This window comes from Variovorax sp. E3 (genome assembly GCF_016082275.1).
Classification (GTDB): Bacteria; Pseudomonadota; Gammaproteobacteria; order Burkholderiales; family Burkholderiaceae_C; genus Variovorax.
Window position 1 is genome coordinate 1 of record NZ_MOWM01000203.1, and the last position, 11,492, is coordinate 11,492.

14 protein-coding genes and 1 pseudogene are annotated in these 11,492 nt (G+C 67.0%); 8 read left to right on the forward strand and 7 right to left on the reverse strand.

Annotated features, from left to right (window positions below; genetic code table 11):
- The 4 genes and pseudogenes from BMG07_RS36985 to BMG07_RS37000 form a co-directional block, all read left to right on the forward strand.
- A pseudogene (locus BMG07_RS36985) lies at nucleotides 1-338 on the forward strand (DNA polymerase III subunit delta'); the annotation flags it as partial.
- Nucleotides 335-721 (forward strand): PilZ domain-containing protein, encoded by a 387-nt coding sequence (locus BMG07_RS36990; protein WP_198088651.1) that lies wholly within the window; start codon nucleotides 335-337, stop codon nucleotides 719-721. The pseudogene BMG07_RS36985 and the gene BMG07_RS36990, both read left to right, overlap by 4 nt.
- An 85-nt stretch (nucleotides 722-806) precedes the next feature.
- Complete coding sequence (locus BMG07_RS36995; RefSeq protein WP_198088652.1) at nucleotides 807-1,613, forward strand: TatD family hydrolase; 807 nt, start codon at nucleotides 807-809, stop codon at nucleotides 1,611-1,613.
- Nucleotides 1,610-2,290 carry an ankyrin repeat domain-containing protein gene (locus BMG07_RS37000; protein WP_198088653.1) on the forward strand — a complete coding sequence of 227 codons (681 nt, stop codon included), beginning with the start codon at nucleotides 1,610-1,612 and terminating at the stop codon, nucleotides 2,288-2,290. The genes BMG07_RS36995 and BMG07_RS37000 overlap by 4 nt, the downstream gene beginning before the upstream one ends.
- Nucleotides 2,291-2,315: 25 nt before the next feature.
- Here the strand turns inward: BMG07_RS37000 and BMG07_RS37005 are convergent, their stop codons facing one another.
- The 5 genes from BMG07_RS37005 to BMG07_RS37025 all read right to left on the reverse strand — a co-directional run bounded on the left by BMG07_RS37005 (nucleotide 2,316) and on the right by BMG07_RS37025 (nucleotide 7,870).
- Nucleotides 2,316-3,404, reverse strand: a complete 1,089-nt coding sequence (locus BMG07_RS37005) for an agmatine/peptidylarginine deiminase (protein WP_198088654.1) — start codon at nucleotides 3,402-3,404, stop codon at nucleotides 2,316-2,318.
- Nucleotides 3,405-3,435: 31 nt separating this feature from the next.
- Entirely contained in the window at nucleotides 3,436-4,425 is a 990-nt protein-coding gene (locus BMG07_RS37010) for an agmatine/peptidylarginine deiminase (RefSeq protein ID WP_198088655.1), read from the reverse strand.
- A gap of 282 nt (nucleotides 4,426-4,707) precedes the next feature.
- Nucleotides 4,708-5,571 carry a LysR family transcriptional regulator gene (locus BMG07_RS37015; RefSeq protein ID WP_198088656.1) on the reverse strand — a complete coding sequence of 288 codons (864 nt, stop codon included), beginning with the start codon at nucleotides 5,569-5,571 and terminating at the stop codon, nucleotides 4,708-4,710.
- A gap of 66 nt (nucleotides 5,572-5,637) precedes the next feature.
- A complete protein-coding gene (locus BMG07_RS37020; protein WP_198088657.1) occupies nucleotides 5,638-6,774 on the reverse strand; it encodes a hypothetical protein in 1,137 nt (378 codons plus the stop codon).
- Nucleotides 6,775-6,994: 220 nt separating this feature from the next.
- The gene (locus tag BMG07_RS37025) at nucleotides 6,995-7,870 is read right to left on the reverse strand and encodes an MBL fold metallo-hydrolase (protein WP_198088658.1); all 876 of its coding nucleotides are present in this window, start codon (nucleotides 7,868-7,870) and stop codon (nucleotides 6,995-6,997) included.
- A 58-nt stretch (nucleotides 7,871-7,928) separates the two neighbouring features.
- Here BMG07_RS37025 and BMG07_RS37030 point away from each other — a divergent pair, with 58 nt between their 5' ends.
- Genes BMG07_RS37030 through BMG07_RS37045 form a run of 4 tightly spaced genes read left to right on the forward strand, consistent with a single transcriptional unit; the run spans nucleotide 7,929 to nucleotide 10,000 of the window.
- The gene (locus tag BMG07_RS37030) at nucleotides 7,929-8,252 is read left to right on the forward strand and encodes a metalloregulator ArsR/SmtB family transcription factor (RefSeq protein ID WP_198088659.1); all 324 of its coding nucleotides are present in this window, start codon (nucleotides 7,929-7,931) and stop codon (nucleotides 8,250-8,252) included.
- Nucleotides 8,252-8,686 (forward strand): YeeE/YedE family protein, encoded by a 435-nt coding sequence (locus tag BMG07_RS37035; protein WP_198088660.1) that lies wholly within the window; start codon nucleotides 8,252-8,254, stop codon nucleotides 8,684-8,686. The genes BMG07_RS37030 and BMG07_RS37035 overlap by 1 nt, the downstream gene beginning before the upstream one ends.
- Nucleotides 8,687-8,696: 10 nt before the next feature.
- The gene (locus BMG07_RS37040) at nucleotides 8,697-9,161 is read left to right on the forward strand and encodes a YeeE/YedE family protein (RefSeq protein WP_198088661.1); all 465 of its coding nucleotides are present in this window, start codon (nucleotides 8,697-8,699) and stop codon (nucleotides 9,159-9,161) included.
- Between the two features lie 23 nt (nucleotides 9,162-9,184).
- Nucleotides 9,185-10,000: a TatD family hydrolase gene (locus BMG07_RS37045; protein ID WP_198088662.1), complete on the forward strand. Its 816-nt coding sequence runs from the start codon at nucleotides 9,185-9,187 to the stop codon at nucleotides 9,998-10,000.
- A gap of 11 nt (nucleotides 10,001-10,011) precedes the next feature.
- Here BMG07_RS37045 and BMG07_RS37050 read toward each other — a convergent pair whose 3' ends face one another.
- The gene (locus BMG07_RS37050) at nucleotides 10,012-10,977 is read right to left on the reverse strand and encodes a D-glycerate dehydrogenase (protein ID WP_198088663.1); all 966 of its coding nucleotides are present in this window, start codon (nucleotides 10,975-10,977) and stop codon (nucleotides 10,012-10,014) included.
- A 23-nt stretch (nucleotides 10,978-11,000) separates the two neighbouring features.
- The coding region (locus BMG07_RS37055) for a transporter substrate-binding domain-containing protein (protein WP_198088664.1) at nucleotides 11,001-11,492 on the reverse strand (492 nt) is incomplete at its 5' end.

Here is an 11,492-nt window from a genome sequence, read left to right on the forward strand (position 1 = left end):
CGCGCGCCGGCCAGTCGCCCAAGGCCTGGTCGCTGCTGCCCAAGGCCATGTCGCGTGGCGACGTGGGCGCGCTGTCCGACCACGCGCCGGCCCAGGCGGTCGGCGCGCTGCAAAAGCTCTGCCACGACCTGATGGCGGTGGGCAACGGCGCGCAGCCCCGTTTCTTCGACGCCGCCGACCTGCCGGCCGCGCCTTCGCGGCTGGCGCTGGCGCGCTGGTCGAAGTCGCTGGCCAGTGCCGCGCGCACCGCGGAACACCCCTTCAATGCGGGCCTCATGCTCGAAGCGCTTGTGAGCGAAGCGCGAACGACCCTAAACTCTGCCGCTCGTCGCCCATGAACCAATCCGCCGCCTCCGCCGCGCCCGCCGCAGCCCCTTCACCCGCTCGGCCGAGCGTCATCCAGCTCGCCATCAAGGAGAAGGGCGCGCTGTACGCGGCGTACATCCCGCTGTTTGCCGAGGGCGGCATCTTCATTCCGACCTCGCGCGAATACCGGCTGGGCGACGACGTCTACGTGCTGCTGACGCTGCCCGAAGACCCGCAGCGCTACCCGGTGGCCGGCAAGGTCGCCTGGATCACGCCGGCGCGCGCCGCCGGCAACCGGGCGCCGGGCGTGGGCATCCGTTTTCCTTCCGACGAAAAGTCGCGCCAGCTCAAGGCGCGCATCGAAGCGGCGCTCGGCGGCTCCATGGCCTCCGACCGCCCGACACAGACCATCTGAGTTCCCCGCCGTCCTCGTGACGCGGAACTCCGGACCCGGCGCCTGCCTCCCACAACGGCGAGCGCCGCGCACCTCACCATTTCCGATGTTCACCGACTCCCACTGCCACCTCACGTTTCCCGAATTCGCGGACCAGATGCCGCAGATCCGCGCCGCCATGGCCGCCGCGCAGGTCGACCGGGCCCTGTGCATCTGCACCAAGCTCGAGGAGTTCGACGACGTGCAGGCGCTGGCTGCCAGCTACGACAACTTCTGGGCCAGCGTGGGCGTGCACCCCGACAACGAGGACATTGCCGAACCCAGCGTCGAAGACCTGGTGCGCCTGTCGGCCCGCCCGCGCGTGGTGGCCATCGGCGAGACCGGCCTGGACTACTACCAGATGGAAGAGCGAAAGGGCGGCCGCAGCATTTCCGACATGGAATGGCAGCGCGACCGCTTCCGCGTGCACATCCGCGCGGCGCAGCAAACCCGCAAGCCGCTGGTGATCCACACCCGCGAAGCCTCGGCCGACACGCTGGCGATCCTGAAGGAAGAGGGCGAAGACGGCGCCGGCAAGGCGGCCGGCGGCGTGTTCCATTGCTTCACCGAAACCGCCGAAGTGGCGCGCGCCGCGCTCGACCTGGGCTTCTACATCTCGTTCTCGGGCATCCTGACCTTCAAGAAGGCACAGGACCTGCGCGACGTGGCCGCCTTCGTGCCGCTGGACCGCATGCTGATCGAGACCGACAGCCCGTACCTGGCGCCGGTGCCGTACCGCGGCAAGACCAACAACCCGTCGTATGTGCCCTATGTGGCGCAGCAGATCGCCGAACTGCGAAAAGTGCCCGTAGAGGCCATCGCGAAGGCGACGAGCGACAACTTCGAAACTTTGTTCAGGGACGTCAAATCATGAAAAACTACTTCAAGAAATCGATTTATCTCATTGTCATTGCTGCATCTTTTGCCGCACATGCGGGATCGTTCGAAGACTTCTTCCGGGCCGTGCGCGGCGACAACGCCAGTGGCGTGCGCAGCCTGCTACAGCGCGGTTTCGACCCCAACACGCTCGACGAGCACGGCCAGACCGGGCTGCTGATCGCGCTGCGCGAGCCCTCGCCGAAGGTCATCAAGGTGCTGATCGACGCGCCCCAGACCAACGTCGACATCGCCAGCCCGAAGGACGAAACGCCGCTGATGCTGGCCGCCATCAAGGGCCAGCAGGACGTGGTCGCGCAACTGCTCAAGCGCGACGCCGCCGTCAACAAGACCGGCTGGACGCCGCTGCATTACGCGGCCACCAGCGGGCAGATCGCGATCATGAAGGTGCTGCTCGAGAACTTTGCGTTCATCGACGCGCAGTCGCCCAACGGCTCCACGCCGCTGATGATGGCCGCCATGTACGGCTCCAACGACGCCGTGAAGCTGCTGCTGGACGAGGGCGCCGACACGACCATGAAGAACCAGCTGGGCATGACGGCCGTCGACTTCGCGAACAAGGCGAACCGCGCCGAAGCCGCCTCGATGATCACGGCCGCCGCCAGCGCCAGGGCCAACGCGCCCAAGGCCGTGCCCAAGGACGGCAAGTGGTAACCGGCCGCTGAAGACGGCCCTTTTTTCAGCGCGGCTGCTGCTGCGTGGTGCAGTGGATGCCGCCGCCGCCCGCGGCAATCGCGTCGATGTCGAGCTGAACCACCTCGCGCTTCGGAAACAGCTCGCGCAGCAGTGAACGCGCATTGCCGTCGGCCCGCGCATCGCCGAACTGCGGCGCGATCACCGCGCCGTTGCACACGTAGAAGTTGATGTAGCCGGCCGCGAACTCGGGCGTTTCGAGCTTCTTGCGCACCGACTCCGGCCCCTTGAGCACCTCCACGCGCAGCTTCTGTCCGCGCGCGTCGGTTGCTTGCTTCAGGATTTCCAGATGCCGCCGCGTCACGGCGCGGTCGTAGGAGTCGGGGTCTTCGTCCAGGCCCGCCACCACCACGCCGGGCGAGGTGAAGCGCGCATAGAAATCGGTGTGGCCGTCGGTGATGTCGCGCCCCGCGATGCCCGGCAGCCAGATGATCTTGCGCAGGCCCAGCAGGCGCTTCAGCTCGGCTTCGCAGGCCTCCTTGCCCAGGCCGGGATTGCGGTTGGCGTTGAGCACGCAGCTCTCGGTGATGATGGCCGTGCCCGCGCCGTCGACCTCGATGCCGCCGCCCTCCAGCACGAGCCGGGTGCGCAGCCGCTGCACCTCGGCCGCGTCGGTCACGTATTCGGCCACCTCGGCGTCGCGCGCATGCGCCTGCTTGCGACCCCAGCCGTTGAAGTTGAAGTCCACGCCGGCCCATTGGCCCGCTGCGTTGCGCACGAACACCGGGCCGGTGTCGCGCATCCACAGGTCGTCGACCGGCTGCACCTCGAGTTCGACCTTGTTGCCGCACAGGCGGGCGGCCAGGTCGTGGTCCTGTTCACTCACCAGCATATGCACGGGCTCGAAGGCGGCGATGGTGCGGGCAATGCCGGCCAGGTGCTCGCGCACCGGCTTCAGCAGTTGCCGGCCCCAGACCTCTTCGTTGGGGCCGAAGGACATCCAGGTGGCGCGGTGCGGATCGCCTTCGTCGGGCATGTGCCAGGACTCGGTCGCGGCCACCGAAGCGGCGGCCCAGCCCAAGGGCGCAAGGCTCAGGCCGCCCAGCAGGCGGCGGCGGGTCAGGGAAGGGCGCATGTCTGTCTCCTCGAAGGGCTGGGGGCGCGCATCACGCCGGTTCCTGCTGTGTCGTGCAGTGAATGCCGCCGCCGCCCGAGGCGATGGCGTCGATGTTCAGCTGCACGATCTGGTGGCTGGGCAACTGCGCCGCCAGCGCGTTGCGGGCGGCCGCGTCGGCCACAGCATCGCCGAATTCGGGCAGGAACAGGGCCTTGTCGGTGATCAGGAAGTTCACGTAGCCGGCCGCGAAGTCCTTGCGCGCGAACTCGGGCCGCGTCTGCGTTGGAGTTTCCAGCGTGACGATCTGCAGCGCCCGGCCGCGCGCGTCGGTCGCGGTGCGCAGCAGCTCCAGGTGGCGGCGGGTCACGGCGTAGTCGAACGAGTTGCTGTCATTGTCCAGCGCGGCCACGATCACGCCGGGCTTGATGAAGCGGGCGTAGAAATCGGTGTGGCCGTCGGTGATGTCGCGGTTGACGATGCCCGGCAGCCAGATGATCTTTTCCAGGCCCAGCAGGCGCTTGAGTTCGACTTCCGCATCGGCCTTGCTGACACCCGAATTGCGGTTGGTGTTGAGCACGCAGCTCTCGGTGATGATCGCCGTGCCTTGCCCGTCGACCTCGATGCCGCCGCCCTCCAGCACCAGCCGGCTGCGCAGCAGCGGCACGCCGCTCAGTTCGGCCATGCGCGCCGCCACGGTGGCGTCGCGCGCATGCGACTGCTTGTTGCCCCAGCCGTTGAAGTTGAAGCTCACGGCCGCCCGCTCGCCGCGGGCGTTGCGCACGAAGACGCAGCCGGTGTCGCGCATCCAGAGGTCGTCGATCTCGTGGGGAATCAGCTGCACGTTGGAGCCGCACAGTTGCCGGGCCGTGGCGAAGTCGGCGGCGCCGACCAGCATCTTGACCGGCTCGTACACGCTGATGGCATTGGCGATACGCGCCAGGGCCTGTTGCACGGGCTGGCGCATGGGCGCGGTCCACACCGATTCGCGCGCGGCAAACGCCATCCAGACCGCGCGATGGGGCGCGCTTTCGTCGGGCATCTGCCAGGTTTCGGCCTGCTGCAAAGGCGAGGGGGCAGGGGCGTCGAAGAAGGGGTGGGAGAGGGCGCCGGCAGGGGGAACATGGCTTGCGAACCGCCGCCACCACCGCCGCATGCGCTGAGCATTCCGCTCATCAGGCCGAGGCCGCCAAGGCCCATCAGGGCACGTCGAGTTGTCATGAAAATCAAGGGTTACTACTAGGACAGTGGATTCTGTCGGCCTTGACTCATTTGCATAACTGATCTTTTCTGGACAGATCAGCCAACCTGGCTCATGTTTCGGTCATTCCACCTTGGCGTAGCTCAGCAGGCTGTCGAACACCTGGCGCACCAGCGGCAGGCGCGGCTCACCCTCGGTGCGCGAAATCCACAGTGTGCCCAGCGGCAGGCTCGGGTAGGCGGCAAGCTGCCGCAACTGGCGCTTGTGCAGCGCCTCGTCGGCCAGCAGCCGCGAGACCAGCGCCACGCCCCGGCCGCGCAAGGCGGCGTCGAGCACGAGGCGCGGATCGTCGTAGATGGCCACCTTGCGCAGGTCGCCGAAATGCTCGCGAATGAACGGGCCGACGTGGTCGCTCGTGAGGTCCGTTTCCAGGCACACCATGCCCACGGGCGGCTCGGCCGAATCCACATGCGCCACCGCCACGAGCTCGTCGTCGAACAGCGGAACCTCGAACACGCCGCGCTGCTTGAGCGGCTCACGCGTGATGGCGATGTCGACGTCCATCTCGTCGATGTAGCGCGCGGTCTCGTCGATCGAGATGATCGGGCACAGCGCCGGGTGCTCCCGCAGCAACTGGTCCACGCGCGGCTGCAGCCAGCCCTTGACGACCGGCGCCGGGCACACGAGCGTGACGAGGCTGTCGTCCATGTAGGTCTCGATGCGGCTCAGGCCGCTGCGGATCTGGTCGAGCGACTTGCCCACGCTGTCCAGCAGCAGGCGCCCCGACACCGTCAGTTCCACGCCGCGGCCCTTGCGGCGAAACAGCGGCTGGCCGACCTGCTGCTCGAGCTGCGCGATCTGATGGCTGACGGCGGACTGCGAAATGCTGAGTTCGTCCGCGGCCCGCGAATAACTGCCAAGGCGGGCGGCTGCCTCGAAGCCGATCAAGAACCTGAAGGAGGGCAGTTTGGCGTTCGTCGACGGCATGGGCGGGAGTTTGCAAAGGTGAATTCGATGCTACTCCCGGTCTGGGCGGAATGGACCGCCCGGCGCTCAGCGGATCGGGCGCGGAGGCAAGGGCGGCGGGAACGGCCGAGGCGGCACCGGCGGACGGTAGCTGCCCGGCGAAATCACCGCGTTGCTGCGCGGACGGCCGACCTGCACGGCGGGGTTCGACGAACTCACCAGCGTGGGTTGCGAGATCTCGAGTGCGTCGTGCTGGCCCAGCGTCAACGCATAGGCGACCAGGTTGGCCAGCTGCGTGATGCCGCCTTCGGCCGCCGACAGCGGCTTGAGCATCGGCCGCGCCGTGTATTCGTAGGGCTTGCCCTTGGCGGCCATGCCCGTGAGTGCCTGCCGGCCGTCGGCGCGGGCCGTGTAGTAGGCGTTCATCACCACTTCGCGGGCGATGTCGACCATGCGCGCGGTGATCTGGTCGGTGTCCTTGTGCATCAACTCCGCGACGCGCTCGGCGCGCATCTGCATGCCTTCCACGAAGGTCGTGACCTTGATGAGCTGCTGGCGCAGGTCGGACGCGGCAATGCGCACCTTGGCCGCGACGCCCGGGTACAGCACAGCGTCGTTGAGGTCGGTGATCTGGTCCGGCATGGAGTTGATCAGGTTGGCGATGTGCTTGTATTGCTTCATCGCCGCTTCGGCGGCGGCCATCGCTTCGCGGTCGTCGCGAAAGAGCTTGGCGGTTTCCTCGTTGCCGCGATTGCCGATCACCGTGTCGGCCTCGCTGATGCTCTTGCCGTGCAGGTAGCCGTCGAGGCCGCCTTCGGCGCCGCTGACCGCTGCAACCCCGACGCTGACGCTTTGCGTGACCAGCGTCTTGAGCACCGAGGTGCCGGGAATCGGAATCTTGCCCAGACCGGCGCGGGCCAGTGCCGCGATGCCCTTGACCACGAGCTTTTGCACGTCGGCGGTGTTGCCGCAGTACTCGCTCAGCAGCATCGTCAGCTTCTTCTTGTACGGCACGCTGAAGCTGTCGTTGGACTTGGCGCGAAAGGCGTCCCAGGTGCGCTCGACCATGTCGGACTTCTGGACGAAAGCCGCGCTCAGCACGCCCCAGTCCTTGGTGCGCATGCGGTCCAGCAGCACACGGGCGCCGGCCGCCATTTCCTTTTCGTAGTACTGGGACAGGTTTCTGCCGACTTCGTCGAAGGTGGTTTGCGGGATATCGAGCATCAGAAAGTTCCAAGGATCCTGGGAGCGTTCGATGCTAGGTGCGATGCGCGGGCGACGCATGGGACCAAAGTCCCATGTTCATGTGGGTTGTTGTGTGGGAGCGTCGGGGCGGCTTGGGTTGGGGGTGGGTTTTGCTACCCCTCATATTGAACACAATGTGCATTATGTTAAATAATATATGCGAAGGATTCTGCGAAAGGTAACGCCCTGCTGTCGCCACTCAAGGCAGCGGAAGCGCATTCAACGGGATGCGAAGGTACGCAACCCCGTTGTCGTCCGCCGGAGGCAGGCGCCCGCCGCGCACATTCACCTGGATCGACGGAAGAATGAGCGTCGGCACGTCCAGGGTCGCGTCCCGGGCCCTGCGCATCGCAACAAACTCCTCGACGCCGATGCCGTCGCGCACGTGAATGTTGTGCGCACGCTGCTGCGCGACGGTGGACTGCCAACTGGCCTGCCTCGACGCTGGCGGATAGTCGTGACAGACATAGACGACGGTGTCGGGCGCAAGCGCCAGCAGCCTGCGTATCGAGGCATGGAGCTGGCGGGCGTCGCCGCCGGGAAAGTCGGCGCGGGCGCTGCCGAGATCTGGCATGAACAGCGTGTCGCCGACGAACACGGCGCCGTCCACCAGGTAGGCCATGTCGGCGGGCGTGTGGCCCGGCACCGACAGCGCGGTGACCTCGACCTCGCCGATCCTGAAGACTTCGCCGTCCTTGAACAGATGATCGAACTGGCTGCCGTCCGCCACGAAAGCCTGCTCGAAATTGAAGAGTTTCCTGAAGGTCGACTGGACGACACGGATGTTCTCGCCGATGGCGGTCCTTCCCCCCGCCTGCTCCTGGATGTACCGCGCAGCCGACAGGTGATCGGCGTGTGCATGGGTCTCCAGGATCCAGTCGACCCGCAGGCCATGACTGCTGATGCAGGCGAGCAGCCGGTCGGCCGACGCCGTGCGCGTGTGCCCGGACTTGAAGTCGTAGTCGAGCACCGGGTCGATGACCGCGGCATGCCCGCTCGCGTGTTCCCACACGACATAGGACACCGTCCCGGTCGCCGGGTCGAAGAAAGCCTGGGTTGTGGTGCGGGTGGTCATGCGTGCAAATAATATATACTTTTATATAATATTTCAACGCAAAGTGAAGCCCGAACCCATGAACGCCTCCGCCGCGACCATCGACCCCGAAGTGCTGCGCGGCGCCGCCGGCCGAGCAGTCGTCGCGCTCAAGCTCCTGGCCAACGAAGACCGCCTGCTGCTGCTGTGCCAGCTGTCGCAGGGCGAGATGTGTGTGAGCGACCTGGAGCAGAAGCTGGGCATCCACCAGCCCACGCTGTCGCAGCAACTGGGCGTGCTGCGCAATGAAAGCGTGGTCGGCACCCGGCGCGAGGGCAAGAACATCTTCTACAGCGTGGCCGACCCGGCGATGCTGGAAATCCTCGCGGTTCTGTACCGCCTCTACTGCCCCAAGGAAGAATGATGTCCATCGACTGGAGCCATTTCACGCCGCTCGCGTCGCTTGCGGGGGGCGTGCTCATCGGCACCGCCGCGGCGATGTTCGCGCTGCTCAACGGGCGTATCGCCGGCATCAGCGGCGTGCTCGGCGGTCTGTTCGGGGCGTCCAGGGGCGACATCGCCTGGCGTGCCGCTTTCGTGCTCGGCCTTGTCGGCGCGCCGTGGATCCATTCGCTCTTCGCGGCGCTGCCGACGGTGCGGATCGACACGGGTTACGGCGCGCTGATCCTGGCCGGGCTGCTCGTCGGCGTGGGCACGCGGTACGCCGCCGGCTGCACCAGCGGCCACGGCGTTTGCGGCCTGGCCCGCCTGTCGCCGCGCTCGCTCGTGGCCACAGCCGCGTTCGTGGGCGCCGGCTTTGCCACCGTGTTCGTGGTGCGCCATCTGCTCGGCGCCTGAGGAGGTTCTTGTGATTGCCCTGGCTTCATTGCTCGCGGGCCTGGTCTTCGGACTGGGCCTTGTCGTCTCCGGCATGGCCGATCCGGCCAAGGTGCTCGGCTTCCTCGACCTTGCCGGCTCATGGGATCCGTCCCTGGCCTTCGTGATGGCGGGCGCCATTGCTGTTGCCATGGTCGGCTTCATGCTGGCTCGGCGTCGCGCGCTGTCGCTTCTGGGCGCCGAGATGCGCCTGCCCTCCTCGCGCCGCATCGACCGCCGCCTGGTCGTCGGCAGCCTGCTGTTCGGCGTGGGCTGGGGCATCGCGGGCTTGTGTCCCGGGCCGGGCCTGGTCGCCCTCGGGATGGGACAACCCAAGGCCCTGGCCTTCGCGGCTGCGATGCTGGCCGGCATGGGCATCTTCGAACTGCTCGAGCGCCGCAAGCTGGCGGCGAGCCGGTCCGGCAATTCAACAGGCGCGCCCTGCAAGAGCCACTGACCGTTGGCCCGTACCATCGCCGCATGAGTACCCATTTCATGGATGACCGGCCGGCGCTTGTCGACATCGGCGTCAACTTCCATTCCGCGCAGTTGGTGTCGCAGACCGCTGCATTGCTGGCGCGGGCCAAGGCCGCAGGCGTGGCGCAGATCATGGCCACGGGCACGTCGCTCACGTCGAGTCGTTTGGCCGTCGAGTTGGCAAAGGCAAACCCGCAGGTCGTCTTTGCGACCGCCGGCATTCATCCCCATGACGCGAAGTCGCACGACCCGAGTGCACAACGCGCATTGATCGAGCTCTGGAAGAGCCCGCAGGTGGTGGCCGTTGGAGAGTGCGGGCTCGACTACAACCGCAACTTCTCCACGCCCCAGGCGCAGCGCCACGCCTTTGACCAGCAACTGTCGGCGGCCGCGGAAATCGGCAAGCCGCTCTTTCTTCATTGCCGTGATGCGTTTGCCGACTTTCACGACATGCTCGCGCCCGTTGTGGCCGACGGCGTGCGCGGCGTTGTCCACTGCTTCACGGGCGACCATGCCGAGGCGCAAGCCTTCCTCGAGATGGGCCTGGACATCGGCATCACCGGTTGGGTGACCGACCTGCAGCGCGGTCAGGCCCTGCGCGCCGCCGTGAAGGCCATCCCGCTGGACCGGCTGCACTTGGAGACGGACGCCCCTTACCTGGCGCCGAAGAATGCCGGCGCACGGCGCGGCCCCAACGAACCCGCCCATCTTCGCTGGATCGCAGTGGCGCTGGCAGCGCTTCTGGATCGCGATGTCGACGAGATCATTCGCGCCTGCAGCGCGAACAGCCGACGGATGTTTGCGCTTCCGGGCCCCTGACGAATCCACGATCAATCGCCATAGACGGCCGCAGGCCGCTCCCCGGCAAGCGCCTGCAGCAGATTCGTCGTGGCCAACACGGCCATGGCGTGACGTGTTTCGTGTGTCGCCGACCCGATATGAGGCAAGGGTGTCACACGCGGGTGCGTCCGTAGCGCGGACTCCCAAGGCAAGGGCTCCTGCGCGAAGACATCCAGTCCGGCGGCTCGCAGACGACCGCTGTTCAGCGAAGCGAGCAACGCGTTCTCGTCGACGGTCGCGCCGCGCCCGCCATTGATGAACACGGCGCCCGGTTTCATGGCGCCGAAGAAGTTCGCGTCCATCGTTCCGCGCGTGGCGTCGGTGAGCGGCAACATGGCAACCACGAAGTCGGCCGCGGCCAACAACTCGCCGCGTGCGACATGGCTCGCCCTGCCCTGCAACTCCGGCGCCTGCGCGGCCAGATCGACTTCCCGCCGAGCGTGATAGAGCACCCGCATGCCGAAACCCAGCGCGGCTCGCCGGGCGATGGCCTGCCCGATCCGGCCGAAGCCGACCAGGCCCAGCGTCTTGCCATGCACATCGAAGCCGAACAGATCCTCGCCGAAGTCCCGAGGCCATCGGCCTTCGCGCACGAGGTTCGACAGTTCGACGAAGCGGCGGCTGGTTGCCACCAGCAAGCCGAACACGGTGTCGGCGACGGTCTCGTCGAGCACGCCGGGCGTGTGGCACAGCATGATTCCAAGCCGGCGCAGTTCGGCGAGGTCGTAGTTGTCCACTCCCACCGAGACACTGGACACCACCTCCAGCCGGGGCGCTTTCGCCAGGAGTTCCGCCGTGATCGGATAGCTGGCACCAATGAGGCCATGGGCCGTGGCAAGCGCCGCGTGGAAGGCATCCGGCGCAAGCTTGGGGTCGGCCACGACAACGTGGTGCGCAGCGTGCAGCCGCGCCATCTGGTCGCTCGGAAGAGGCTTGAAGACGAGGATGTCTTTCATTCGAGGCGCTCTTGGCTTTCCGCTCAGGAATTGGGCAGCGCGGGGAAGTCCGTGCCAAGCCATTTCTGGTAGAGCTTGTTCAACTCGCCATTGGCCTTGTTCCGCAACACGAAGTCGTCCACCTCCTTCTTCAGTTCGGCCTGGCCGGGGCGCAGCACAATGCCCATGACCTGCTGGAACAGCACCATCTTCCGCTCGTACACGCCGGCCGGCGCGCGCTTGGCGATCTGCGCGGCCACGGTCGTGGAGCACCCGATGGCATCGACCTGGCCGGACAGCAGCGCCTGCATGGCCGAAGCGTCGTCGTCGAAGCGGCGGATCTCGGTGCCTTCGGGCGCGGCCTTGGTCACGGCCACGTCTTGCGTCGACGCACGGGCCACGCCCACGCGCAGGCCCTTCAGGTCGCCTGCCGCCTTGATGGGCGTTTTGGTCGCGCCGTACAGCACCACCGACGCGGCGGCATAGGGAATCGAGAACTGCACCTGCTTGGCGCGCTCGGGCGTGATGGCCAGCGA